At 41.4% G+C, this 25,113-nt stretch carries 25 protein-coding genes, 1 rRNA gene and 2 other annotated features; all 26 genes read right to left on the bottom strand.

What is annotated here, in order from left to right; translation table 11 throughout:
• Positions 1 to 46: 46 nt before the first annotated feature.
• Positions 47 to 3,616, bottom strand: coding sequence for a DNA-directed RNA polymerase subunit beta (gene rpoB / locus ACIQXU_RS18825; protein WP_402875722.1), 3,570 nt, complete (start codon positions 3,614 to 3,616; stop codon positions 47 to 49).
• 240 nt (positions 3,617 to 3,856) lie between these two features.
• Positions 3,857 to 4,462, bottom strand: coding sequence for a class I SAM-dependent methyltransferase (locus ACIQXU_RS18820; RefSeq protein ID WP_402875762.1), 606 nt, complete (start codon positions 4,460 to 4,462; stop codon positions 3,857 to 3,859).
• A gap of 176 nt (positions 4,463 to 4,638) precedes the next feature.
• The gene (gene rplL, locus ACIQXU_RS18815) at positions 4,639 to 4,998 is read right to left on the bottom strand and encodes a 50S ribosomal protein L7/L12 (protein WP_402875724.1); all 360 of its coding nucleotides are present in this window, start codon (positions 4,996 to 4,998) and stop codon (positions 4,639 to 4,641) included.
• A gap of 63 nt (positions 4,999 to 5,061) precedes the next feature.
• Positions 5,062 to 5,562 (bottom strand): 50S ribosomal protein L10, encoded by a 501-nt coding sequence (gene rplJ / locus ACIQXU_RS18810; RefSeq protein WP_402875726.1) that lies wholly within the window; start codon positions 5,560 to 5,562, stop codon positions 5,062 to 5,064.
• A 39-nt stretch (positions 5,563 to 5,601) separates the two neighbouring features.
• Positions 5,602 to 5,752 (bottom strand) — a sequence feature (ribosomal protein L10 leader region).
• A gap of 46 nt (positions 5,753 to 5,798) precedes the next feature.
• Positions 5,799 to 6,494 carry a 50S ribosomal protein L1 gene (gene rplA / locus ACIQXU_RS18805; RefSeq protein WP_402875727.1) on the bottom strand — a complete coding sequence of 232 codons (696 nt, stop codon included), beginning with the start codon at positions 6,492 to 6,494 and terminating at the stop codon, positions 5,799 to 5,801.
• Between the two features lie 104 nt (positions 6,495 to 6,598).
• Positions 6,599 to 7,024 (bottom strand): 50S ribosomal protein L11, encoded by a 426-nt coding sequence (gene rplK / locus ACIQXU_RS18800; protein WP_402875728.1) that lies wholly within the window; start codon positions 7,022 to 7,024, stop codon positions 6,599 to 6,601.
• A gap of 175 nt (positions 7,025 to 7,199) precedes the next feature.
• Positions 7,200 to 7,733, bottom strand: a complete 534-nt coding sequence (gene nusG, locus ACIQXU_RS18795; protein WP_402875730.1) for a transcription termination/antitermination protein NusG — start codon at positions 7,731 to 7,733, stop codon at positions 7,200 to 7,202.
• 235 nt (positions 7,734 to 7,968) lie between these two features.
• Positions 7,969 to 8,151 (bottom strand): preprotein translocase subunit SecE, encoded by a 183-nt coding sequence (secE, locus tag ACIQXU_RS18790; protein WP_402875732.1) that lies wholly within the window; start codon positions 8,149 to 8,151, stop codon positions 7,969 to 7,971.
• A gap of 52 nt (positions 8,152 to 8,203) precedes the next feature.
• Positions 8,204 to 8,353 (bottom strand): 50S ribosomal protein L33, encoded by a 150-nt coding sequence (rpmG, locus tag ACIQXU_RS18785; RefSeq protein WP_402875733.1) that lies wholly within the window; start codon positions 8,351 to 8,353, stop codon positions 8,204 to 8,206.
• A gap of 181 nt (positions 8,354 to 8,534) precedes the next feature.
• Positions 8,535 to 9,167: an RNA polymerase sporulation sigma factor SigH gene (sigH, locus tag ACIQXU_RS18780; RefSeq protein WP_402875764.1), complete on the bottom strand. Its 633-nt coding sequence runs from the start codon at positions 9,165 to 9,167 to the stop codon at positions 8,535 to 8,537.
• Between the two features lie 85 nt (positions 9,168 to 9,252).
• A complete protein-coding gene (locus ACIQXU_RS18775; RefSeq protein ID WP_402875735.1) occupies positions 9,253 to 9,762 on the bottom strand; it encodes an NYN domain-containing protein in 510 nt (169 codons plus the stop codon).
• Between the two features lie 4 nt (positions 9,763 to 9,766).
• The gene (gene rlmB / locus ACIQXU_RS18770; protein WP_402875738.1) at positions 9,767 to 10,510 is read right to left on the bottom strand and encodes a 23S rRNA (guanosine(2251)-2'-O)-methyltransferase RlmB; all 744 of its coding nucleotides are present in this window, start codon (positions 10,508 to 10,510) and stop codon (positions 9,767 to 9,769) included.
• Between the two features lie 3 nt (positions 10,511 to 10,513).
• A complete protein-coding gene (locus ACIQXU_RS18765; RefSeq protein ID WP_402875740.1) occupies positions 10,514 to 10,930 on the bottom strand; it encodes a Mini-ribonuclease 3 in 417 nt (138 codons plus the stop codon).
• Positions 10,931 to 10,933: 3 nt separating this feature from the next.
• Positions 10,934 to 12,334: a cysteine--tRNA ligase gene (gene cysS / locus ACIQXU_RS18760; RefSeq protein ID WP_402991656.1), complete on the bottom strand. Its 1,401-nt coding sequence runs from the start codon at positions 12,332 to 12,334 to the stop codon at positions 10,934 to 10,936.
• A 2-nt stretch (positions 12,335 to 12,336) separates the two neighbouring features.
• Positions 12,337 to 12,987 (bottom strand): serine O-acetyltransferase, encoded by a 651-nt coding sequence (cysE, locus tag ACIQXU_RS18755; protein ID WP_402875743.1) that lies wholly within the window; start codon positions 12,985 to 12,987, stop codon positions 12,337 to 12,339.
• 77 nt (positions 12,988 to 13,064) lie between these two features.
• Positions 13,065 to 13,309: a binding site (T-box leader), on the bottom strand.
• A gap of 48 nt (positions 13,310 to 13,357) precedes the next feature.
• The gene (gene gltX / locus ACIQXU_RS18750) at positions 13,358 to 14,809 is read right to left on the bottom strand and encodes a glutamate--tRNA ligase (RefSeq protein WP_402875745.1); all 1,452 of its coding nucleotides are present in this window, start codon (positions 14,807 to 14,809) and stop codon (positions 13,358 to 13,360) included.
• Positions 14,810 to 14,897: 88 nt separating this feature from the next.
• Positions 14,898 to 15,377: a 2-C-methyl-D-erythritol 2,4-cyclodiphosphate synthase gene (gene ispF / locus ACIQXU_RS18745; protein ID WP_402875747.1), complete on the bottom strand. Its 480-nt coding sequence runs from the start codon at positions 15,375 to 15,377 to the stop codon at positions 14,898 to 14,900.
• A 17-nt stretch (positions 15,378 to 15,394) separates the two neighbouring features.
• Positions 15,395 to 16,081, bottom strand: coding sequence for a 2-C-methyl-D-erythritol 4-phosphate cytidylyltransferase (gene ispD / locus ACIQXU_RS18740; RefSeq protein WP_402991653.1), 687 nt, complete (start codon positions 16,079 to 16,081; stop codon positions 15,395 to 15,397).
• 21 nt (positions 16,082 to 16,102) lie between these two features.
• Positions 16,103 to 17,200 (bottom strand): PIN/TRAM domain-containing protein, encoded by a 1,098-nt coding sequence (locus ACIQXU_RS18735; RefSeq protein WP_402959583.1) that lies wholly within the window; start codon positions 17,198 to 17,200, stop codon positions 16,103 to 16,105.
• Positions 17,201 to 17,428: 228 nt separating this feature from the next.
• Complete coding sequence (disA, locus tag ACIQXU_RS18730) at positions 17,429 to 18,502, bottom strand: DNA integrity scanning diadenylate cyclase DisA (protein WP_402875752.1); 1,074 nt, start codon at positions 18,500 to 18,502, stop codon at positions 17,429 to 17,431.
• Between the two features lie 2 nt (positions 18,503 to 18,504).
• On the bottom strand, positions 18,505 to 19,893 hold the full coding sequence (gene radA, locus ACIQXU_RS18725; RefSeq protein ID WP_402959585.1) for a DNA repair protein RadA: 1,389 nt from the start codon (positions 19,891 to 19,893) through the stop codon (positions 18,505 to 18,507).
• Between the two features lie 210 nt (positions 19,894 to 20,103).
• Positions 20,104 to 22,545 carry an ATP-dependent protease ATP-binding subunit ClpC gene (clpC, locus tag ACIQXU_RS18720; protein WP_402959587.1) on the bottom strand — a complete coding sequence of 814 codons (2,442 nt, stop codon included), beginning with the start codon at positions 22,543 to 22,545 and terminating at the stop codon, positions 20,104 to 20,106.
• 108 nt (positions 22,546 to 22,653) lie between these two features.
• Positions 22,654 to 23,730 carry a protein-arginine kinase McsB gene (gene mcsB / locus ACIQXU_RS18715; protein WP_402875757.1) on the bottom strand — a complete coding sequence of 359 codons (1,077 nt, stop codon included), beginning with the start codon at positions 23,728 to 23,730 and terminating at the stop codon, positions 22,654 to 22,656.
• Positions 23,727 to 24,278: a protein-arginine kinase activator protein McsA gene (mcsA, locus tag ACIQXU_RS18710; RefSeq protein ID WP_402875759.1), complete on the bottom strand. Its 552-nt coding sequence runs from the start codon at positions 24,276 to 24,278 to the stop codon at positions 23,727 to 23,729. Before mcsA ends, mcsB begins: the two co-directional genes overlap by 4 nt.
• Positions 24,279 to 24,299: 21 nt before the next feature.
• A complete protein-coding gene (locus ACIQXU_RS18705) occupies positions 24,300 to 24,761 on the bottom strand; it encodes a CtsR family transcriptional regulator (RefSeq protein ID WP_402875761.1) in 462 nt (153 codons plus the stop codon).
• Between the two features lie 259 nt (positions 24,762 to 25,020).
• Positions 25,021 to 25,113 (bottom strand): 5S ribosomal RNA (gene rrf, locus ACIQXU_RS18700); the annotation flags it as partial.

Genomic DNA, 25,113 nt, shown 5'->3' with positions numbered 1-25,113 from the left:
CTGCCAGTCAGAGCTGATAATATATAGATTTATTTATTTAAATTATTTACTCTTTTGATGGTGCTCCTGCTTCAGTAGCAACCATATCTTTTGTTTCTGCATCTAGGCTTAATTTGTCTGACTGATTAGGGTCTTCTTCATCTTCTAAATCACGCATTTCAATTTCGCGGTCTTCAGCATTCATGATTTTAACATCTAATCCTAAGCTTTGAAGTTCCTTAATCAATACTTTGAATGACTCAGGGACACCAGGCTCAGGGACATTTTCGCCTTTGACAATCGCTTCGTATGTTTTCACACGGCCCACGACATCATCTGATTTAACGGTAAGGATTTCTTGTAATGTATAAGCAGCTCCATATGCTTCAAGTGCCCATACTTCCATCTCACCAAAACGTTGTCCACCGAATTGCGCTTTACCACCAAGTGGTTGTTGCGTAACAAGGGAGTAAGGTCCAGTTGAACGAGCATGAAGTTTATCATCAACCATATGTGCAAGTTTAATCATGTACATGACACCAACAGACACACGGTTATCGAATGCTTCACCTGAACGGCCATCGTAAAGTACCGTTTTTGCATCACGTGACATGCCAGCTTCTTCAATCGTACTCCAAACGTCTTCCTCAGTAGCTCCATCAAATACCGGTGATGCTACGTGAATGCCTAGTGCACGGGCTGCCATACCTAAGTGAAGCTCAAGTACCTGACCGATATTCATACGGGAAGGTACACCCAGTGGGTTTAACATGATGTCAACCGGTGTTCCATCAGGCATGTAAGGCATATCTTCTTCAGGAAGGATTCTTGAGATTACACCTTTGTTACCATGACGTCCGGCCATTTTATCGCCTTCATGTATTTTACGTTTTTGAACGATATATACACGTGCAAGTTGATTTACACCAGGTGGTAGCTCGTCGCCATCTTCTCTGTTAAACACCTTAACATCGAGGACGATTCCGCCGCCGCCGTGGGGAACACGCAATGATGTATCCCGTACTTCGCGCGCTTTTTCACCAAAGATTGCATGTAAGAGACGTTCTTCCGCCGTTAGTTCCGTTACCCCTTTAGGAGTTACTTTACCTACTAGAAGGTCACCGTCTTTTACTTCAGCACCGACACGGATTATTCCACGCTCATCAAGGTTGCGAAGCGCATCTTCTCCGACGTTCGGAATATCACGAGTGATTTCTTCAGGTCCCAATTTCGTATCGCGAGACTCAGATTCATATTCTTCAATATGGATGGAAGTGTACACATCATCTTTAACTAGACGTTCACTCATGATGATGGCATCTTCATAGTTGTATCCATCCCAAGTCATGAAGGCAACTAATACATTTCGTCCAAGTGCTAATTCACCTTTTTCCATTGAAGGACCATCGGCAAGAATTTCACCTTTGACAACATTGTCACCAACACTAACGATAGGACGTTGGTTATAACACGTTCCTTGGTTAGAACGAATGAATTTTAATAAACGGTATTTATCAAGGTTTCCTTTTACTTGTTGACCGTCAACCTCACTCACCCGGCGTACCCATACTTCACGTGATTCCACGTGTTCGACGATACCAGGGTGTTTACAGATGACAGCTGCCCCAGAGTCTTTCGCTGAAACATATTCCATACCTGTTCCAACTCTTGGTGCCTCTGGTTGTAATAAAGGTACTGCTTGACGTTGCATGTTCGCTCCCATTAGGGCACGGTTGGAGTCATCATTTTCCAAGAAAGGAATACATGCTGTCGCTGCAGATACGACTTGTTTAGGCGATACGTCCATATAATCTACGCGGTCACGCGGAACAACGGTATTTTCACCGCGGAAACGTGCAACAACCATATCATCAAGGAATGTTCCATCATCGGATAGACGAACATTCGCTTGGGCAACTACGTAGTTATCTTCTTCATCAGCCGTTAAGTAATCGATTTTGCTCGTAATTTTCCCTGTCTCATGGTCAACACGTCGGTATGGTGTTTCAATGAATCCATAAGGGTTAACCTTTGCAAAACTTGATAGGGAGTTAATCAATCCAATATTCGGTCCCTCAGGCGTTTCAATCGGACACATACGGCCATAGTGGGAGTAATGAACGTCACGTACTTCGAAACCAGCACGCTCACGAGTCAAACCACCAGGTCCCAATGCAGATAGACGACGTTTATGCGTCAATTCGGCCAATGGGTTCGTTTGGTCCATGAATTGTGAAAGCTGTGAGCTACCAAAGAATTCTTTAATGGATGCTATAACAGGACGAATGTTAATCAATTGCTGTGGAGTGATCGTATTCGTGTCTTGAATAGACATTCTCTCACGCACGACACGCTCCATACGAGATAAACCAATTCTGAATTGGTTTTGCAGCAATTCACCAACGGAACGCAGACGACGATTTCCTAGATGGTCAATATCATCTGTAATTCCCACACCATGAAGCAAGTTAAAGAAATAGCTAATAGAAGAGATGATATCAGCTGGAGTAATGTTTTTAACCTGATCGGTTACATACGCATTACCAATGATATTGATCACTTTTTCGCCTTCAGCGTCATTTGGAGCAAAGACTTTGATTGGTTGAAGAAGGGTTTCTTCTTCTACTACGCCACCAGACGGGTGGAACGTTTTAAAACCGATTCCTGCTTCAAGATGAGGCAGAATTTTATCAAGTGTCCTTCTATCAAGCAAAGTACCCTTTTCGACAATGATTTCCCCTGTTTCAGGATCGATTAAAGTCTCGGCGATCTTTTGTCCGAATAGACGATTCTTGATATGCAGTTTTTTGTTGATTTTATAACGACCTACGTTAGCTAGATCATAACGTTTTGGATCGAAAAAGCGGGATACTAGTAGACTTTTCGCGTTATCGACTGTAGGTGGTTCACCCGGGCGAAGACGTTCATAGATTTCTAGCAATGCTTTTTCTACACTCTCCGTGTTGTCTTTTTCAAGAGTGTTGCGAAGATACTCATTATCACCGATTAAATCAATGATCTCTTGATCAGTTCCAAAGCCCAATGCACGCATCAATACCGTGATAGGTAATTTCCTAGTGCGGTCGATTCGAACATAAACTACATCCTTGGCATCTGTCTCATATTCGAGCCATGCACCACGGTTAGGAATAACGGTCGCAGAGAAACCTAGCTTACCGTTCTTATCCATTTTCCCATTATAGTAAACACTCGGTGAGCGTACTAATTGGGATACGATTACACGTTCAGCACCATTGATGACAAACGTGCCCGTTTCAGTCATAAGTGGGAAGTCACCCATGAATACATCTTGGTCTTTTACTTCCCCTGTTTCTTTGTTAACAAGACGCACTTTCACACGAAGTGGTGCAGAATACGTAACATCGCGTTCTTTTGTTTCTTCAACAGAATACTTCGGTTCAGCAAGGCTGTAATCGATGAATTCTAATGACAAATTACCTGTAAAATCCTCAATAGGAGAAATGTCCTGGAACATTTCTTTTAAACCTACATCTAAAAACCATTGATAAGAAGCCGTTTGAATTTCAATCAGATTCGGAAGATCCAAAACCTCACTGATTCTTGCATAACTTCTACGTTGGCGGTGTCGTCCATACTGAACAAGTTGACCTGTCAACTGATTCACCCCTTAAATCAAGCGTTATAAGGATCTATTTGCCACGGAAAAAAGCAATCTAATCCATAGACAAAAAGAAAATGGTTTTTATTTTAAAAACCACTATTTCTCATAAAACGAACTATTATTTATATATTTTTCCCATATTATCCATTGGTTATACACCAATGGTATAAAAATTGCATAGTAACGGAATTATATATATGCATTTTATAATACTAACATAGCGAAAATTTAGAGTCAAACTTTTTTGGATAATAGTATGTAGTAGCCTTTTTTCTTTACAGCCACTTCGACATTACCAAATAACAGCTCTAGTTTATCCATGGCGGAAGGAGCGCCTTGCTTTTTTTGAATGACAACCCATAGTTCTCCACCAGTCACCAAACTTCGATAACTTTCTTCTAGAATTTCGTGGACTACACTTTTACCTGCGCGAATGGGAGGGTTCGTAAGAATTGCAGCGAATTGTTTAGATCCTACCTTTTCAAAACGGTCGCTTTCGTACACTTTAACATTAGCGATTCCGTTTGTAGCGGCATTTTCCTTCGATAATTCAACTGCCCGGCTATTTATATCTATCATTTCTACCGTTCTTTCGGGATAAGCCGCAGCAATTGATATTCCAATGGGGCCATAACCGCAACCAACATCAAGAATATTCCCTTTTACAGCTTTATTAAGATTGAAGGATTCTATCAAAAGACGAGAACCAAAATCAACTTCTTTTTTTGAAAAAACACCATTATCACTTTTAAAGTGGAATGTGCGTCCTTTTAATACAAAATCCCAAAATTTAGGATTGCTTTCGACATCCGGTTTTTGTGAGTAGTAATGCTCTGTCAGAGTCATCTCCCCCTATCAGAAAGGAATATTGAAGATTTAACGAGAGAAGAGATATGAAGAATGGATACTTACCTGTCATAAAGTTTGTACATCTTTACTAAATCGTCTACCATTTTTCTTTAAAAATGAAGAGAAAAAAGCTCGCCAGTGATAGCGAGCTTTTTGTTTATGCAAGATTACTTAACTTCAACGCCAGCTCCAACTTCTTCAAGTTTAGCTTTAAGTTCTTCAGCTTCCTCTTTAGAAACGCCTTCTTTGATTGCTTTTGGAGTGTTATCAACAACTTCTTTCGCTTCTTTAAGTCCAAGACCAGTTGCTTCACGAACAGCTTTGATAACTTTGATTTTTGAATCTCCAGCAGATGTAAGAACTACATCAAACTCAGTTTTTTCTTCAGCAGCAGCGCCACCAGCAGCAGCTACAGCTACAGGTGCAGCAGCAGTTACGCCAAATTCTTCTTCGATTGCTTTTACAAGGTCGTTTAATTCTAAAACAGTCATGTTTTTAACTGCTTCAATGATTTGATCTTTAGTCATTGTTATTTCCTCCTCGAAATGGTTGGTTTTTTTTTGAATCAATAGGCAAGATAAGCGGTTAGCTTACGCGCCTTGTTCTTCTTTTTGTTCTGCAACTGCTTTTGTAGCAAGAGCAAGACCGCGCATAGGTGCTTGTAGCACACTTAGCAACATTGAAAGTAGGCCTTCGCGTGAAGGTAGTTCTGCAAGAGCTTTAATGTCTTCAGCAGATGCTACGTTTCCTTCGATAACTCCAGCTTTGATTTCTAACGCTTCATGTTTTTTCGCAAAATCGTTAAGGATTTTAGCTGGCGCAATAACATCTTCATTTGAGAATGCAATTGCGTTTGGTCCTGTTAAAGATTCGTTTAAAGAGCTAAGTTCAGCACTTTCAGCAGCACGACGAGTTAAAGAGTTTTTGTAAACCTTGAACTCAACGCCAGCATCACGAAGTTGCTTACGAAGTTCTGTTAATTCAGCAACAGTCAATCCACGGTAGTCAACAACAACTGTGGATTTGCTAGCTGTTAATTTACCAGTAATCTCAGCAACGATAGTTTGCTTTTGTTCAATAATTGCGTTCATCCTTACACCTCCTGTAGATTTGCTTGAAAACATTTATACCGTTTCAAAGAAAAAGCCTTCATCTCTAATACAGACATGAAGGCAGTAATTTCAAAGGTCATAGTCAACGACTATTTTTATCGAATTACCTCGGCAGGGAATTAAGCTCTTGTGGAGCACCTACTGTCTTCGGTACAAATGATATTCATTTATCACAACAAAACATATTATAACAACAATAGTTTTGGAATGTCAAATTATTTATTGAAAGAAGAAGAATCAACTTTCACACCAGGGCCCATTGTAGTCGTTACAGAAATATTCTTCATGTAAGTTCCTTTAGCAGCCGCAGGTTTAACTTTCATTAATGTATCAAAGATAGTAGTGAAGTTTTCCACTAGTTTAGCATCTTCGAAAGATACTTTACCGATTGGAGCATGGACGTTACCAGCTTTATCTACGCGGTATTCAACTTTACCTGCTTTGATCTCATTAACAGCTTTCGTTACATCAAATGTAACTGTGCCAGTTTTAGGGTTTGGCATTAAGCCTTTAGGTCCTAATACGCGACCAAGTTTACCAACTTCACCCATCATGTCAGGAGTTGCAACGATTACGTCGAATTCGAACCATCCTTGTTGGATTTTGTTGATGTAGTCAGATTCGCCAACGAAGTCAGCACCAGCAGCTTCAGCTTCTTTTGCTTTTTCGCCTTTTGCGAATACTAATACGCGTTGAGTTTTACCAGTTCCGTTCGGAAGCACAACTGCTCCACGAATTTGTTGGTCAGCTTTCTTAGGGTCTACACCCAAACGGAAAGCAACTTCAACAGTCGCATCGAATTTTGTGAAGTTTGCTTTTTTAACAACTTCAATCGCTTCAGTTACAGCGTATGCTTTTGAAACTTCAACAAGCTTAGCTGCTTCAAGATACTTTTTACCTTTTTTAGCCATGATATAAATCCTCCTAAATTGTGGTTTTAACGGAATTACCTCCCACGAATAAAGGTTGCGAGTATCAATCGCAACCCCGTAGAAACAAATAACAATTACATGGATTAGTCTTCGATGACAATACCCATGCTGCGAGCAGTACCTTCAACCATACGCATTGCAGCTTCAACGTTTGCAGCGTTTAGGTCAGGCATTTTAGTTTCAGCAATCTCGCGCACTTGATCACGCTTGACTGTAGCAACTTTTTTACGGTTAGGTTCACCAGAACCAGACTCGATACCTGCTGCTTTCTTAAGTAGTACTGCAGCGGGTGGAGTTTTTGTAATGAATGTAAATGAACGGTCTTCAAATACCGTGATTTCAACAGGAATAATTAGACCAGCTTGGTCTGCTGTACGAGCGTTGAACTCCTTACAGAATCCCATGATGTTTACACCAGCTTGACCTAATGCAGGACCAACCGGCGGTGCAGGATTCGCTTTACCAGCAGGAATTTGCAATTTAACCATTTTAATTACTTTTTTAGCCACGAGACACACCTCCTTATAAGTCCGTGATGTGGTAATAGGGATATACCCTCCCACTCATCTTGAATTCTTTATATGTTAATAAAGAATACTTGTATCGTTGAGGCCTAAAAATTTGAAACATACTGACCTTTGAAATTTTACCACTTCCAAAAGGCTTTTTCAAGTTTTTTTCCGTTTATAATTTTTCCACTTGATTAAAGTCTAGTTCTACCGGCGTATCGCGGCCGAACATATTAACAAGAACTCGGACTTTTCCTTTATCTGTATCAAGTTCTTCGATAGGCCCAGCAAATGTTGCAAATGGTCCTTCTTTCACTTGAACAGTGTCGCCGACTTCAAAGTCGATGTCAAATTTACTTTCGTCAACACCCATGCGTTTAAGGACAACTTCTATTTCTTCATCAAGCAGTGCTGTCGGTTTAGATCCCGCTCCTGATGAACCTACGAAACCTGTTACACCAGGTGTATTGCGGACTACATACCAAGAATCATCGGTCATGATAATTTCTACCAGTACATATCCTGGGAAAACCTTTTTCTTCGTTACTTTCGTTTTGCCATCTTTGACTTCGGTTTCTTCTTCTTCAGGAACTACTACGCGGAAGATTCTATCTTCCATCCCCATTGTTTCAACACGCTTCTCCAGATTGGCCTTTACCTTGTTTTCATAACCTGAATAGGTGTGAACTACATACCAATTCTTTTCCATTTTTTAGGACTGTGACGTCCTTCCCTCCCTGCAATCAATCATTTTCTTTATGAAACTTTATTTTCTAACGATCTAGCCAAAATTAACATCCTGCACTATCCCGACTTGTCTAAAGAATAACAGCAATGCTAGAGTTTGAACTTTTTCTTAAAAAAGACAAATTAAAAAACCCGTTTCCGGGCTTTTCTGCTGACACATATTATTCTATCACTATTATACCTTATTTTCGAATCTCTTATTCAATAACTAAGCGAATTAATTCGGAAATGCCCATATCGACCACTAAAAAGAATAAAGCCATAAACAACACAGTCGTCACTACAACGATTGTATATTTGGTTAATTCTTTACGTTTTGGCCAGCTTACTTTACGCATTTCACGAGTGACTCCGCTGAAAAATTCGGTTAAGCGTTTCATGAATGTATCCTCCAAGCATTAGACTGCTTCTGTCAATCTATTTATAAAACGGTTATTTTGTTTCCCTATGATTCGTATGTGAATTACAGGTGCTGCAAAATTTCTTTAATTCTAGTCGTTCAGCGTTGTTTGACTTATTGCTTTCATAATTATAATTTCTTGAACCACAATCGGTGCAAGCTAGTGTGATTTTCTTTTGCAATTGATACACCTATCCTATCTACTATTTCCATAAAACCTTATCACGGCTGGCTTTTATTGTCAATAACAAGGTGAGGCCACCTAAGTCCATGTCAACTCTATCAGCCTATGTCTACCATAAGTGAATGCATCATCCAAGTGGAGTTAGTGTCAGATGAAATAAAGCGGAAAAGGCGGAGGGACTATAAACTGATCTCCCTTACTTCCAGATAACGCTCGAGCTTTCTTTTCACCCTCTGGAGGGCATTATCGATTGACTTCACATGACGATTCAACTCTTCTGAGATTTCCTGATAGGTTTGCCCATCTAAATAAAGGGCTAATACCTTTCTTTCCAAATCGCTCAGCAGCTCGGCCATTTTCAATTCGATATCGTCAAACTCTTCTTTATTGATAATCAGTTCTTCTGGGTCTAATACCTTCGTACCCGATATAATATCCATGAGAGTACGGTCGGACTCCTCATCATAAATGGGCTTGTCCAGGGAAACATAGGAATTGAGCGGAATATGCTTTTGACGTGTTGCTGTTTTAATAGCGGTAATGATCTGTCTCGTAATACATAATTCGGCAAATGCTTTAAAAGAAGAAAGCTTATCGCCTTTAAAATCACGGACAGCCTTATACAAACCAATCATGCCTTCTTGAACGATGTCTTCCTTATCTGCACCTATTAAAAAATATGTCCTTGCCTTCGCTCTTACAAAATTACGATACTTTTGAATCAGATAATCCAGTGCTTCACTGTCTCCAGTGTGTACTAACTCAATTAATTCTTCATCATCGAACTGCAGATACTTTTCGTTCAGTTTCATACCGAAATTGAGACCCAAATTATATCCCCCTGACCTGACTCAGATAGAAATATTATACAGCAGGTAAAAAATACCCGTCAATGGTTCAAATTTTCCCCCGACGCCATTTTTCGAATATTTCCGCTACTTCTTCACTTAAAGGAATTTTAGCCGTAGGTTTTACCGCCGCTGTTTTTTGGACATCTTTTTTTATTTCTCCCTGAATTTCCTCCATATCCATTAGCAGTTCACGGGCAGATTTCCTTAGGGCCCCTTGGCCAAAGATGACCCATTGCTCCGTAAAGTCTGAAGTAGCCACTTGAATCTGCGTCTTGATATTATTCAGTTCAATCGCCATCTTTTCTATTCTCTCATCGGCTGTTTCATTTTCTTTCGTGAAAATTACGTCGACTTTATGATTCTTGAAAATACGGGCTATTCCCTGGACATATTGGGCATCGAATACGACAATGACCCGGGACCCAGTAAACGCCTGATATTCCGCCATCATTTCTATCAGTCTGTCTCTTGCTGCAGCAAGGTCTCTTTCTTTCAATTCTCTCAGTTCCGGCCAGGCTCCAATAATGTTGTAACCGTCCACTAACAGAATATTCATCTCATTATTGCCCTAGAGGGTTTCTTTTTCTGTAGACCTCATACATCAATAAACCTGCTGCCACCGATGCATTTAATGATGTTACTTTCCCGGCCATAGGAAGACGAATTAGAAAATCACATTTTTCTTTCATTAACCGTGCCATTCCCTTGCCTTCACTTCCAATAACAAGGCCAATAGGCATATTCCCGTCCATGTTCCGGTAATCATCGCTACCTTTCGCATCGGTACCCACAATCCAGACACCGCGTTCTTTTAACTCTTCGACTGCTCTTGCCAAATTCGTGACCCGTGCAACCGGAATATACTCAATGGCCCCTGTCGATGCTTTCGCAACCGTTGCCGTTAAACCAACTGCTCTACGCTTCGGAATGATGATTCCGTGAGCTCCGACCGCATCCGCTGTTCTCATGATTGACCCTAGATTATGTGGATCTTCTACTTCATCCAGAATCATGAAGAAGGGAGCCTCATCCCGTTCAGCTGCTTTGGCAAATAAATCGTCCAACTCTACATAATCGTAAGCTGCGACTTGCGCTACGACTCCTTGATGGATACCTTCTACCATTTGGTCTATTTTTTTCTTAGGTACGATTTGTACGAATACCTTTTTTTCTTTTGCAAGTCCGATTAGCGGAAGCATGGACCCTTTCTGTGAGCCCTCTGATATCCAAATTTTATTAATATCCCGTTCGGAGCGAAGTGCTTCCAAGACGGGGTTTCTTCCAATGATAAATTCTTCACTCATGGGTTATTTCCCCTTTTCTTCTTCAATGAATTGAATTGATTTTTCAACAAGGTCTTCCATTCTTTCTATTCGGCCGGATAAATACAGAAAGCCCATAAGCGCCTCAAAGGCAGTGCTATACCGATACGTTTGCACATCTGTATTCTTCGGAACCGACCCGGACTTCGCATTACGACCTCTACGGACGACAGCGGTCTCTTCTTCTGATAACCAACCTGACTCTAGAAAAAAGTGAATGATTTTGCTCTGCGCTTTAGCCGATACAAAAGATGTCGCTTTTTTATGAAGCAGATTAGGCTTAACTGCCCCGTTTTGAATAAGGTGATGCCGTATGTAGGTTTCGTATACGGCATCTCCCATATAGGCTAGAGCAAGACTATTTAACATTTTTTCGTCTACCTTATTATCATATTGAAGCATCTGTTACCCTCTTTTCCATCTTGTACCTTGAGGGGTATCCTCTAATATAATGTTCATGCTCTTTAGACGATCACGAATCTCATCAGACAACCCAAAGTTACGGTCTTTCCTAGCTTGAATCCTTTGTTGAATTAAACTCTCGATTTCCTCGTCCAGTAATCCCTCTTCCTCTTCAAGGGAAAAGCCCAGGACGGAGAGTAGATTTTGGAATTTACCAAGAAAAGCTTTAATGACTTCCTGGTTAGTATTCTTCTCCATCAAGTAATAATTCGCTTGCTTAGACAGTTCAAAAAGAATGGATATCGCGTTCGCCGTATTGAAATCATCGTCCATTTCCTTAATGAATTGTTCGTGCAGTTCATCGATTTTCTGCAACCATACCTCATTATTTTCTGTTAACCCATCGCTTACTTGAAGGCGATGTTTCAGGTTTTGATAGGATGTTTTCAAGCGATCGAGAGCAGCCGTTACATTTTCAAGCACTTCTTCACTATAATTGATTGGATGACGATAATGTACGGATAACATGAAGAAACGCAATACTTGTGGGTCATACTTCTGTATGATGTCATGAACAAGAATAAAATTGCCTAATGACTTCGACATTTTTTCATTATCAATATTGATGTATCCATTGTGCATCCAATAATTCGCAAAGGATTTTCCCGTTAACGCCTCGGATTGTGCAATTTCATTTTCATGATGGGGAAAAGCTAAATCCTGACCGCCTGCATGGATATCAATCGTATCACCAAGGTACTTCTTAACCATCGCTGAGCATTCTATATGCCAGCCAGGGCGCCCCATCCCCCATGGGCTTTCCCAAGAAATTTCGCCAGCCTTCGCCGCTTTCCAGAGGGCAAAGTCAAGTGCATCCTGCTTCTTCTCGCCGACTTCAATACGAGCTCCGACCCGCAGTTCATCAATGGATTGATGAGACAACTTCCCATACCCATCGAATTTACGAGTGCGAAAATACACATCCCCTTCAGATTCATACGCATAGCCTTTTTCAATCAACGTCGAAATGAATTCAATGATTGTATCCATGTTTTCCATTACGGTTGGATGTTCATCCGCTTTTTTGCAACCTAGAGCAGAAACATCTTCAAAATACGCTTGAATAAAACGCTCTGAGATGGTTGGGACATCCTCCCCTAGTTCTTTGGCAGCTCGAATTAGCTTATCATCAACATCCGTGAAATTCGAAACGAAATGCACATCGTATCCTCTATACTCCAAGTATCTTCTCACGGTATCGAATACGATTGCTGGCCTAGCATTCCCAATATGAATGTAGTTATAGACTGTAGGCCCGCATACATACATTTTCACTTTTCCTTCTTCCATCGGTACGAAGGTTTCCTTCTGTCTAGTCGCTGTGTTATATATTTTTATCGCCATTTTTATAAACTCCTTTCTTCCTGCTTCCATTTTGCTAACTCTGTTTTCAAAGCATGAATTTCCCTATCCATTTCCTTTAGACGGTCAGCAATTGGATCAGGAAGATCTGAATGATTAAAATCTTTCTTGATTTTTATGCCATCTTGAATGACGACTTTTCCAGGAATGCCAACCACCGTTGAATTAGCGGGCACTTCCTTTAAAACGACCGAGCCTGCACCAATTTTGGAATTTTCACCGACGGTAATCGAGCCAAGCACTTTGGCTCCCGTGGCAATCAATACGTTATCTTTTATCGTAGGATGACGTTTGCCTTTTTCCTTTCCCGTTCCTCCAAGTGTCACTCCTTGGAAGACAGAGACATTGTCACCAATCTCGCATGTCTCACCAATGACAATCCCCATCCCATGATCGATGAAGAAACGACGACCTATTGTAGCCCCGGGGTGAATCTCAACCCCGGTAAAAAACCGACTGATTTGTGATACACTTCTGGCCAGGAAAAAGAACTTTTTCTTGTATAGTACATGAGCCATCCGATGACTCCATATTGCATGCAACCCTGCATACGTTAAAATAACTTCTAAATAGCTACGCGCTGCAGGATCCTGTTCAAAAACCACTTCGATATCCTCTTTAAACATCTTTAACATGATGATTCCCCCCTATGCTATATCCTTTTAGTCATCCCTTATTTTAAAGCATATAAAAAAGCGCCTCTGTCCAAATAGACAGAGACGCTTTGAAGCGCGGTTCCACTCTGTTTGGAATGAATAGCAGGACCAAAGGCCAACTTGTTCCATTCCCAACTTTTATCCTGTAACGGAGGACATTCCGCCTATGCCTACTAGAGGTTAGTTCAGCAAAGGACTCAAGGGTGCATTTCGGAAAACGAGAGGCTTGAACCATTTTCAGCAGGTTATGGTTCTCTCTAATAAGCTTCGTTTACTTACTTCTCCCTATCTACGCGTTCTTTTGTAAGATTATTAATTACTATATTACATTTTTGTCTAATTGTTAATATTAAATACTTAGAATGCGTTGTTTAATTTTTTCTTTGCCCAGTAGGGAAATCGCTTTTGGTAGGTCAGGACCATGAGTTTGACCAGTCACCGCCGCACGGATTGGCATGAATAACTTTTTACCCTTATGTCCTGTGCTTTTTTGTACCGCTTTGATCGATTTCTTGATTTCGTCGGCTTTAAATTCCTCAAGCCCTTCTATTTCTTTAAGGAAGGCTTCCATGACTTCAGGTACTTGTTCCTCCGCTAGGACTTCTTTCGCTTCAGGCTCATATTCAAGATCATCTTTGAAGAATAGTTCGGAAAGTTCAACGATTTCCGCCCCATAACTCATCTGTTCTTGATAAAGAGAAACTAGACCACGCACCCACTCTTCTTCTTCCGGAGAACGTGTTTCAGAAATCTTGCCGGCCTTCACTAGGTGAGGGATGGACAATTGCACTGCACGTTCCTCATCCAATTGCTTCACATACTGATTATTCATCCAAGTGAGTTTTTGCTTATCGAATAGGGCCGGTGATTTGGATAGACGGTCCGCTTCGAAAAGTTTAATGAACTCTTCCTTAGGGAAGATCTCTTCCTCGCCGCCTGGTGACCATCCAAGTAAAGCAATGAAGTTGAATAAAGCTTCAGGCAAGTAACCCAACTCTTCATATTGTTCGATGAATTGGATAATTGATTCATCACGCTTACTTAATTTTTTCCGGCTTTCATTGACGATCAACGTCATGTGTCCGAACACAGGAGGCTCCCACCCGAATGCTTCATAAATCATTAATTGCTTAGGTGTATTAGAAATATGGTCATCACCGCGAAGTACATGCGAAATCTTCATTAGGTGGTCATCGACCGCTACCGCAAAGTTATACGTCGGGATTCCATCTTTTTTGATAATGACAAAATCGCCAAAGCCATCCGTCTCAAATGAAACATCATCCTTAACCATATCTTTGAAAGTAAGGACTCTGCCCGAAGGAACGGCGAATCGAATACTCGGTTTTCTGCCTTCAGCCTCTAGTTTTGCTTGATCTTCCGCTGTTAAATGACGACACTTACCGGAATACTTGGGTGTTTCGTTCCTTTCAACCTGTCCTTCACGTTCTGCTTCAAGCTCTTCTTCCGTACAATAGCATTTATAAGCCAACCCTTTGTCAAGAAGCTCTTGGTACAACCCTTGATAAATGTCGTTCCGCTCTGATTGACGATACGGTGCGAACTCCCCGCCAATATCAACGCCTTCATCCCAATCCATTCCAAGCCATTTTAAATACTTCAGTTGGCTTTCTTCTCCGCCCTCTATATTTCTTTTTTTGTCAGTATCTTCAATGCGGATTATGAATTTTCCACCATTATGACGTGCATACAGATAATTAAATAAAGCAGTCCTCGCATTTCCTATATGTAAATGTCCAGTCGGACTTGGTGCATAGCGAACTCGAATATCGCTGTTCATGATATATATAGACCTCCCAGTCTCTCTTTTCTTCGTTTTATTTTACCATTTAACCTCAAGGGAATAAAGGTTTCCACCTAAACGACAATCAGTTAGTTTTAACCAACAAGACAACAGCCTGTGCTGCGATTCCCTCGCTTCTGCCCGTGAATCCAAGTTTCTCGGTCGTAGTCGCCTTCACATTGATTTGATCCACTGAAGCATCTAAAAGCTCTGCTATCCTTACACGCATTTCTTCAATATACGGCGCCATTTTAGGGCTTTGGGCAATAATTGTACAGTCTGCATTACCCAACTCATAACCTTCTTTTTTGACGATTGCCCAAATATACTGCAATAACTTAGCGGAATCAGCATCCTTAAATTCCGGATCGGTATCCGGAAAATGCTTGCCGATATCACCTGCACCAATTGCACCCAAACAAGCATCTGCAACCGTATGTAGCAATACATCAGCATCTGAATGCCCAAGTAACCCTTTCTCATGCGGGATTGTTATCCCTCCAATTATTAAAGGCCTACCTTCAACTAGCTGATGTACGTCATATCCTTGGCCAATTCGAAACATCTCATTCTCCCCTATCTTCACTTTTCAAGTTGTTGTTTATGTAAAATCGCGTCCGCAAAATATAAATCTTCCTGAGTCGTAATCTTAATATTATCATAATTGCCTTCAATAATGACTACCTGTTCATCGATCCGTTCTAGCAAGCTTGAATCATCCGTACCTAAATACGACTCCGCTTCCGCTTTTTCATGGGCGTTAATTAATATGGATGCACGAAAAGCTTGTGGTGTCTGTACCGCCCACAAGCTTGATCGTTCCACTGTTTCCGTGACTGACCTGTCATTTGCTTTTTTAATCGTATCCTTTACGGGGACTGCAATGATGGCTCCACCATGGAGACTGGCTGCGGACGTTAATTCAATAATTTGCTTTTGGGCGATAAAAGGACGTGCCCCGTCATGGACTAGAATTATCTCTTCCCTCACATACTTCAATGCATTATGGACGCTCTGTTGACGTTCCTTACCACCTTCAACGAGTTTCTTGACCTTCTTAAATCCGAAGGAAGCCACCATTTCCTTGAAGTAATCCTCTTCTGTTGGGTTTATCGAAAGGAAAATACCCCGGCAGTTTGGATCCTCTTCAAAGACACGAAGGGTGTAGACAATGATCGGGGTACCCGATAGTTCAATAAAAAGCTTGTTCTTGCCGGCCTTCATTCTCTTTCCTTGTCCGGCTGCAGGTATCACTACTTCATAAAACATAACGGTTTCTCCTACTCTTCTTTATAATGCTTTTTCTAATAGTTTAGGTTTAGCAAAGATCATCCGACCCGCTGATGTTTGAAGAACGCTTGTCACAAGGACATCAATACGTTTTCCAATATAATCGCGTCCGCCTTCGACAACGATCATCGTCCCATCATCCAAATAGGCAACACCTTGATTTTGCTCTTTCCCATCCTTAATCACCTGTACATTCATTTCTTCCCCGGGTAGTACGACGGGTTTTACGGCGTTCGCTAAGTCATTTATATTGAGGACCGCTACATTTTGGAACTCGCATACTTTATTTAAATTGAAATCATTAGTGACCACCATGCCACCTGAAATCTTGGCAAGCTTCACTAATTTACTATCGACTTCCTGGATGTCTTCGAAATCCCCTTCGTACATCTCCACTTTAATCGGAAGGTCTCTTTGAATCCTATTCAGGATATCCAAGCCCCTTCGACCCCGGTTTCTTTTCAAGGCATCAGAGGAATCCGCAATGTGTTGAAGCTCATTTAATACAAACTGAGGTATCACGATGGTTCCTTCGAGGAAGCCGGTCTGACAAATATCCGCAATTCTCCCATCAATGATAACGCTTGTATCGAGGATCTTCAACCGTTTGCTGTAGCCTTCCTCATCCTCTTCGGCCATTTCCCCGTCAGAGGCTTTTTTCTTATTGTTTTTGGAGAAAAGATTCAGCAGTTCATCACGCTTTTTAAAACCGACCTGAAACCCTAGGTATCCAAATAAAAGCGTAAGAATAATAGGCACGACTGTATTTAAAATGGGGACTCGAATCGCACTGAAGGCCGACCCTACTAAAAACGCCGCAAGCAGACCAACTAAAAGGCCCACACTTCCAAAAATTATATCGGTAATTGGAAACTTAACCAGTTGTTCTTCTAACCACTTCATAAAATAGACCACATGATCTACTGCCCAAAAAGTAATAAGATAAAAGATAATAGCACCCAACAGTACACTAACATAAGGATTGTTTAATAAAGCAATATCATCTGCATGGACAACACTTAATAATTCAGGAATAAGTAGCATACCAAGTGTCCCACCAATTATTAAGAAACATGCCTGTATAATGCGTTTTAACATTCCCTTTCACCTCCCTCTTCTCATTATTGACCAATCCAAAAAAAATGAAACCATTGAAAATTCGTTTTCACTATATATCAAGAAATTCCCTGAAGGACTCCTGTGATGTATCCATATTGTCCCTTCTCTTTTTCGTAATTTTAGCCTAGCATCCTGGGTTTTGGGTGTCAAAAATAAACACTATTCAATTTCAAGCTAAAATAGGAAAATTTAGAAAGTGGGATCACTTTACATCCTTCGATTAGTGACAAGTTGATTTTTTAATATCCGAAGACCCTCTCTAATTTTATTCGCGCGAACTTCCCCAATTCCTTCCACTTCATCAAGTTGCTCAACCGTCGCCTTATTGATTTCTTTAAAGCAATCAAATTGTTTCACTAGATTATCGATGATCAGACCTGGTAATCGGGGGATTTTATGAAGGATTCGGTATCCCCTGGCATGGACAGGGGCATCTACATGAATATGACCCTGGTACCCCAGTATCTTCAGCAGGATGCTCTCATCTAGCTTTTCCTGCATGGCAAGTTCCTGAAGGCGAAGAATGGTTTCCTCCGGATTATCTTCCTTATTGGACGAGTAATCTTTGATAAGCCATTTTCCTTCTGTTTCGATATCTGCTAATATCTCATTCATCTGCAGGCGAATCAGCCTACCTTCTGTACCCAGTTCATTGAGGTATGTCAGTAACTCCGCTTTGATTCGAAGAACCATCACGTACCGGTGGAACACTTGCAAAAGATCCTCGTACGTTACTATTTCCTCGAATTCGAGGGCTCCCAATACCGAAATGCTCTGCTGTAGCACGACCTTATACTTTTCCAGGGTCTGGATGGCCAGATTGGCTTTCGCGAGGATGACTCCTATATCTTTAAGGGCATATCGAAAATTCCCCTGGTATAGGGTGATAACAGTCCTCCGCTGAGAAATGGCAATCACTAATGATTTCGTCTCCCTCGCTACCCTTTCCGCTGTTCGATGCCTCATTCCGGTCTCTGTAGATGGCGCACTATTATCCGGGACCAATTGTGCATTGGCAAATATGATTTTGTCGGCCTTCTCGTTCAAAATGATGGCTCCATCCATTTTTGCCAACTCATATAATGTACTTGGGGTACAGGCACAGTTAATTTGGAAACCACCATCCACAATCGCTCGTACCTTTTCGTTGTACCCCACAACAATCAATCCACCCGTATTCGCCCTTAATACATTTTCAATTCCTTCTCGAAGAGGTGTGCCTGGGGCCACAATTTGCAAAATCTCCAACTTTGTTTTCTCATACCCTTTTTTCTCTGTCATCCTTAACCCCCTAGCGTATGGTGAAGCGCCTCAGAAACTGATGAAACCCCAATGATTTTGATGCCATTTGGAGCAGTCCAGCCCCCTATATTATTGGCTGGGATGATGACCCGTTCAAATCCGAGCTTCGCTGCCTCCTGAACTCGTTGTTCAATCCGGGAGACCCTTCTAACTTCCCCCGTCAACCCCACTTCACCAATAATGCAATCGGCTGGATTCGTGGACTTGTCACGGAAACTTGATGCAATACTAATGGCAACTGCCAGATCTATGGCTGGTTCATCCAATTTAACGCCCCCCGCGACTTTTAGGTACGCATCTTGGTTTTGCAGGAGCAAACCGACTCTCTTTTCTAAAACTGCCATTAAAAGTGAAACTCGGTTATGGTCAATTCCAGTGGCCATTCTCCTTGGGTTTCCGAAACTAGTCGGTGATATCAGGGCTTGTATTTCGACAAGTACTGGTCTTGTCCCCTCCATCGAGGCGACAACGGTCGATCCTGAAGCACCTTGGGAACGCTCCTCAAGGAAGATTTCCGATGGATTCGCCACTTCTTCCAAACCATGTTCCTTCATCTCAAAAATGCCCATTTCATTTGTCGAACCGAATCGATTCTTGACTGCACGGATTATCCGATATGTATGGTGTCTTTCTCCCTCAAAATATAAAACGGTATCCACCATATGTTCAAGCAGACGAGGTCCGGCAATCGCCCCTTCTTTTGTAACATGTCCCACGATAAAAATGGCAATTCCATTGGTCTTGGCAATGCGCATTAAAGAAGATGTACATTCCCTCACTTGGGAAACGCTTCCCGGGGCTGAAGTCACTTCCGAATGGTACACGGTTTGAATGGAATCAATGATGACCAGGTCTGGCTTTACCTCTTGGATGGCCTGCTGGATATAGTCCATATCGGTCTCGGCATACACCAATAAGTTCTCCGACATCGCTCCTAACCGATCCGCTCTTAACTTCGTTTGTTTGATGGATTCTTCCCCAGAAATATATAATACTTTCTTCTGTTTATGAGCTAATTGTGCAGACACTTGCAAAAGGAGTGTTGATTTGCCTATCCCCGGGTCTCCGCCGATCAATACAAGTGATCCTTGGACAATACCACCGCCAAGTGCACGATTCAATTCTGCCAAATCCGTCGTAATGCGTGGTTCTTTGTCCGACTGAATGGTTGTGATGGGTGTCGCCTTTTCACGCTCTGCAGATCCCCTCACTTCTGAATGGGTAAATGCTCCCTTTCGAGCTGGCTTAACAATCTCCGTCTCTTCAACCATCTTGTTCCATTCCCCGCATCCAGGGCATTTTCCCATCCATTTTGCTGACTCATACCCACAAGATTGACACATGAATTTCGTTTTCTTTTTTGCTGCCATAGTAACTCCTCTTTCTCATAATACTCATGTAAAAGATATTATATATTGGTTTTATTTAATCCTTCTTATTTAAAGTTATTAAGAAATTTATTTTTACTCTCTATTCGATTCATCTTATAGAGTAGTTCCTCTAGGTACAATTTCGTCATGAATAAAAACAGAGGTACACTGCTGAGAAATCTGAGTGTACCTCGAAGTTAAAGAATGACTTTATTCACTTATGTTGACGGGATCGCCATTTCTGACCGCAAATTTATTGTCCACGACATCCATCACGACCGTTTGCCCTTTTTTCACATTTCCTTTGAGCAGTTCTTCAGATAGGTAATCTTCGACATGTTTTTGTAGTGCCCTGCGAATTGGACGTGCCCCATATTCTGGATCATATCCTTCAGATGCTACTTTTTCTCTAGCTGCATCTGTAAGCTCTAAGAAAATTTCCTGTTCCTTCAAACGGGAGATGAGCTGATTGGACATCAACGTAACGATTTGTTTCAAATGATCCTTTTCTAATGAATGGAAGACGATCGTCTCATCAATACGATTCAGGAATTCTGGACGGAAAGCACGTTTTAATTCTTCCATCACTTTCCCTTTCATATTTTTGTAGTCTTGACCAGTGTCCTGAATATTGAAGCCTACATACTTATCAGTCTTCAATGCAGAAGCTCCGACATTCGATGTCATAATCAGAATCGTGTTCCTGAAATCAACAGTACGGCCTTTTGAATCCGTCAATCTTCCGTCTTCAAGGACCTGTAGAAGAATGTTGAATACATCTGGATGTGCCTTTTCAATTTCATCAAGTAGAACGACGGAGTATGGCTTTCTACGTACTTTTTCAGTCAGTTGTCCGCCCTCCTCATATCCCACATAGCCTGGAGGAGAACCAACTAGGCGTGAAGTTGAATGTTTCTCCATATATTCCGACATGTCGATACGGATCATGGCATCTTCATCACCGAACATGGATTCAGCCAATGCACGACCAAGTTCCGTTTTACCGACTCCTGTTGGCCCTAGGAAGATGAATGAGCCGATTGGACGTTTAGGATCCTTCAGCCCCGCTCTTGCACGTCGTACTGCTTTGGAAACGGCTATAACAGCCTCTTCCTGACCAATTACACGATCATGGAGAATAGATTCCATATTTAGAAGTTTATCTGACTCCGTTTGTGCCAATTTAGTAACCGGGACTCCAGTCCAGCTGGATACGACATGTGCGATGTCTTCCACCGTCACTTCACTATTTTCTTGCCCTTGTTTCTCTTTCCACGTTTTCTTTGTTTCTTCCAATTGTTCTCTTAAGCGTTGCTCCGTATCACGAAGCGATGCAGCCTTTTCAAACTCCTGGCTTTGAACGGAAGCGTCCTTTTCTTTCCGGACTTCATCTAATTTCACTTCAAGTTCTTTTAAGTTTGGAGGTGTAGTATATGAACGCAACCGGACTTTCGAACCTGCTTCATCAATTAAATCGATTGCTTTATCCGGAAGGAAACGGTCGGAAATATATCGATCAGATAACTTAACAGCCGCATCGATAGCCTCATCAGTGATTGATACACGGTGATGGGCTTCATACCGGTCACGTAACCCTTTAAGAATTTGAATGGACTCTTCTGTTGTTGGTTCATCCACTTGGATGGGTTGGAAGCGGCGTTCGAGTGCAGCATCCTTTTCGATATATTTACGGTACTCATCCAATGTGGTTGCACCGATACATTGCAGTTCACCACGGGCCAATGATGGCTTAAGGATATTAGATGCATCGATGGCACCTTCCGCCCCACCAGCACCAATTAATGTATGCAATTCATCAATAAACAAGATGATATTTCCTGCTTGACGGATTTCGTCCATCACTTTCTTTAATCGATCCTCGAATTCACCACGGTATTTCGTCCCCGCTACGACCGTCCCCATATCAAGTGTCATGACACGTTTATCACGTAGGATTTCAGGAACCTCATTATTGATGATTTGCTGTGCTAGGCCTTCAGCAATAGCAGTTTTACCCACCCCTGGCTCACCAATTAATACAGGGTTATTCTTCGTGCGTCTGCTCAACACTTCGATGACACGCTGAATTTCCTTGCCTCTACCAATGACAGGGTCCAAGCTGTCTTCACGAGCGATGGCCGTTAAATCACGAGCAAGACTATCAAGGGTTGGAGTGCTTGCATTAGAGGCGGTTGAACCTTGATGTCCACCTGACTCATTGCTACCTAATAGTTGTAATACTTGCTGTCTTGCTTTATTTAAACTGACGCCAAGGTTATTTAACACACGGGCTGCTACACCTTCTCCTTCTCGAATAAGTCCAAGGAGTACATGTTCTGTGCCTACATATGAATGACCTAATTTCCTTGCTTCATCCATGGATAGTTCAATGACTTTCTTCGCTCTTGGCGTATAATGAATCGTTTGGGCTTTGTCCTGGCCACGGCCGATTAAGTTTTCCACTTCTTTCTGGATCTTTTCCGCACCTAATCCGAGAGCGTATAATGCTTTGGCTGCAATACCGTCTCCCTCGCGAACTAAACCTAAAAGGATGTGCTCAGTACCAATATTATTATGACCTAACCGGATAGCTTCTTCTTGGGCTAATGCTAATACTTTCTGGGCTCTTTCAGTAAAACGACCAAACATCATAGGGAATTCCTCCTTTAGAATTTTCGTTTTGAATAAAGCTTTTGACTCTGCATAAAATCTTGCAGATGCTTCGCTTTAACATGTATAGCAGATGATCGATTGACTTTTCTATGAGAAGGAGGATTCTGTGAAATCCAAGTGTTCTCGTATAAGAGCTGCTCGACGGATATCCCTTTCATGTGTCCTTAAAGGTCCACCTGCGTATTTTTGTAAAAAGCCTGGCTGAGTCAGAATCATTAACTCATTTAGGATGCTTTTTGAAATGTTTTTTATATATCCTATATCTATCCCTAACCTAACATCGGAGATACAGGTAGCTGCTTCCTTGGTCCCAATGATTCGGGCATTTGATAATATACCATAGGATCGGAAAACCCTATCCTCTAATTGTATGTGAGAGGTCTTCACTAATGCATCTCTGGCTGACCTTTCCTGGGCAATGATCTGCTGAACTACACTCGTTAGATCCTCCACGATATCCTTCTCGGATTTTCCGAGAGTGATCTGGTTGGAGATTTGAAAGATGTTTCCTAGAGCTTGACTGCCCTCTCCATAAATCCCGCGAACCACCAGTCCCAATTGATTAATGGCCGGTATAATATGATTCATTTGCTGAGTTAGTACAAGACCCGGGAGATGCATCATGACTGAGGCCCTCAATCCTGTTCCCACATTAGTCGGACAGCTAGTTAAGTATCCTCTTTCTTCATCATATGCATAGTCTATGGATTCTTCAATCCAATCGTCAAGAACATTTGCGAGTCTTAAGGTTTCCTTAAGTTGCAATCCTGACATCAAGCACTGGATTCGGAGATGGTCCTCTTCGTTAACCATGATGCTTATTTCTTCATTCTCGGAAAGAAGGCATGCCCCTTTTGCCGATTCTTCCACTAAATGTGGGCTGATCAAATGTTTTTCAACAAGCACTCTCTTTTCCAGTGACTGCATTTGATCAATTTCCAGAAGTTCCAGCTTGCCAATCTCTTGGGTAACTTCCTCTTCAATTCTTTTCTTCACTAATTCAATGATTTCTTTTGCCTCTTCATTGGAAAAGGCGGTAGGAAAGGTAAAGTCTTTAAAATTTCTGGCTAAACGAATTCGTGAACTTAATACAATATCCATTTCTGGACCTTCATGATTCATCCAGGAACTCAAAGCGTTCTCCATAAATTTCTCCAAACTCATGATTCATCGCCCCCCTCCTGTGCCTCATACCTTTTTTCAAGGGAACGAACCTTATCTCTTACTTCGGCCGCCTTCTCGAACTCTTCCTGTTCGATGTGTACCTTTAAATTCTCTTTTAAGTCAGAAATTTGTTTTCGAAGGTAAATACCGCCACCAATTCTTTTTGGGATTTTCCCAATGTGTGCAGTATTTCCGCTATGAACCCTCTTTAGAATCGGATTTAACTGATCATTGAACGTTTTATAACACTCGGCACATCCAAACTTTCCAATATGGACGAATTCCTTATATGAACGATGACAATGAGGACAGCGTTTTTCTTCTGTCATAGGAAATGAATTAGCCTTTGTCTGTTGAATATTCGACTCGATATTTAACAATCCTGCTAACAAATTATTTATTGAAAATCCATGCCCACCCGCATCCATGAACATCTCACCTTTTTCCTGAGCACATTTCTCACAAATCATGACTTCAGTCTTTTTTCCATTAATGATTTTGGTAAAGTGAAGAGTCGCAGGTCTTTGATGGCATTCTTGACAAATCATTCATTCATCACCTCTGCCAGTTTATTTATATTTTAAAGTTGTAAGCATGGCTGATAAAATTCGCGCCCTTAATTCATCACGATCAGGTAGGTCTATATAGATGACGGATCTATCAATGACACTCATCATGATTTTAGCTTCCCTTTCATTAATGACTTCCTCGCTCATCAGCCGAGCGATGACCCCTTCCGCCATAGATTGAGGCACTCTGGAACCAATAAGGGATAATAACTGGTTGATGAGTTGCACGTAATCCTGCGATTTCACCTTCATAATCCGAATATACCCGCCACCGCCACGCTTACTCTCAACAACATAGCCTCTTTCGATTGTAAACCTGGTATTAATTACGTAATTGATTTGAGAAGGAACACACTGAAATTTATCTGCTATTTCACTTCTTTTAATTTCTAGGATATCTTTCTGACTTATTTCTAGCACTTGCTTCAAATAAGTTTCGATAATATCAGATATGTTTCTCACTCAACCTCCTCCAATCTGACTTTGACTATATTTGACTATTATTATACAAGGAAAAATGCATATTGCAAATTAAAACGCACTAACTTCTTTTTGCATTACCTATTTTCTCCAAATTATATGTAGTTACATACCTATTGCACACGGTAAAATTAAAATATCTTTATAATTACCCCTAATGGATATATTCAAAACCACCTTAATCCTTTAATCGTACTTTTAGAACGCAAAAAAAGGCCAGCCTAATGGCTGACCTTTATTGGCTTGGCGGCGTCCTACTCTCACAGGGGGAAACCCCCAACTACCATCGGCGCTGAAGAGCTTAACTGCCGTGTTCGGAATGGGAACGGGTGTG

Source organism: Peribacillus sp. NPDC097284, from assembly GCF_044761765.1.
GTDB lineage: Bacteria > Bacillota > Bacilli > Bacillales > DSM-1321 > Peribacillus.
This window is presented reverse-complemented; position numbering and strand designations above follow the sequence as displayed.

Bases quoted from the DNA above. Each gene is read 5' to 3' on its own strand.
- rplL (WP_402875724.1), bottom strand. From the start codon at position 4,998: ATGACTAAAGATCAAATCATTGAAGCAGTTAAAAACATGACTGTTTTA.
- rplJ (WP_402875726.1), bottom strand. From the start codon at position 5,562: ATGAACGCAATTATTGAACAAAAGCAAACTATCGTTGCTGAGATTACT.
- rplA (WP_402875727.1), bottom strand. From the start codon at position 6,494: ATGGCTAAAAAAGGTAAAAAGTATCTTGAAGCAGCTAAGCTTGTTGAA.
- nusG (WP_402875730.1), bottom strand. From the start codon at position 7,733: ATGGAAAAGAATTGGTATGTAGTTCACACCTATTCAGGTTATGAAAAC.
- secE (WP_402875732.1), bottom strand. From the start codon at position 8,151: ATGAAACGCTTAACCGAATTTTTCAGCGGAGTCACTCGTGAAATGCGT.
- sigH (WP_402875764.1), bottom strand. From the start codon at position 9,167: ATGAAACTGAACGAAAAGTATCTGCAGTTCGATGATGAAGAATTAATT.
- ACIQXU_RS18775 (WP_402875735.1), bottom strand. From the start codon at position 9,762: ATGAATATTCTGTTAGTGGACGGTTACAACATTATTGGAGCCTGGCCG.
- rlmB (WP_402875738.1), bottom strand. From the start codon at position 10,510: ATGAGTGAAGAATTTATCATTGGAAGAAACCCCGTCTTGGAAGCACTT.
- ACIQXU_RS18765 (WP_402875740.1), bottom strand. From the start codon at position 10,930: ATGCTTCAATATGATAATAAGGTAGACGAAAAAATGTTAAATAGTCTT.
- cysS (WP_402991656.1), bottom strand. From the start codon at position 12,334: ATGGCGATAAAAATATATAACACAGCGACTAGACAGAAGGAAACCTTC.
- cysE (WP_402875743.1), bottom strand. From the start codon at position 12,987: ATGTTAAAGATGTTTAAAGAGGATATCGAAGTGGTTTTTGAACAGGAT.
- gltX (WP_402875745.1), bottom strand. From the start codon at position 14,809: ATGAACAGCGATATTCGAGTTCGCTATGCACCAAGTCCGACTGGACAT.
- ispF (WP_402875747.1), bottom strand. From the start codon at position 15,377: ATGTTTCGAATTGGCCAAGGATATGACGTACATCAGCTAGTTGAAGGT.
- ispD (WP_402991653.1), bottom strand. From the start codon at position 16,081: ATGTTTTATGAAGTAGTGATACCTGCAGCCGGACAAGGAAAGAGAATG.
- ACIQXU_RS18735 (WP_402959583.1), bottom strand. From the start codon at position 17,200: ATGTTAAAACGCATTATACAGGCATGTTTCTTAATAATTGGTGGGACA.
- disA (WP_402875752.1), bottom strand. From the start codon at position 18,502: ATGACAGAGAAAAAAGGGTATGAGAAAACAAAGTTGGAGATTTTGCAA.
- radA (WP_402959585.1), bottom strand. From the start codon at position 19,893: ATGGCAGCAAAAAAGAAAACGAAATTCATGTGTCAATCTTGTGGGTAT.
- clpC (WP_402959587.1), bottom strand. From the start codon at position 22,545: ATGATGTTTGGTCGTTTTACTGAAAGAGCCCAGAAAGTATTAGCATTA.
- mcsB (WP_402875757.1), bottom strand. From the start codon at position 23,730: ATGAGTTTGGAGAAATTTATGGAGAACGCTTTGAGTTCCTGGATGAAT.
- mcsA (WP_402875759.1), bottom strand. From the start codon at position 24,278: ATGATTTGTCAAGAATGCCATCAAAGACCTGCGACTCTTCACTTTACC.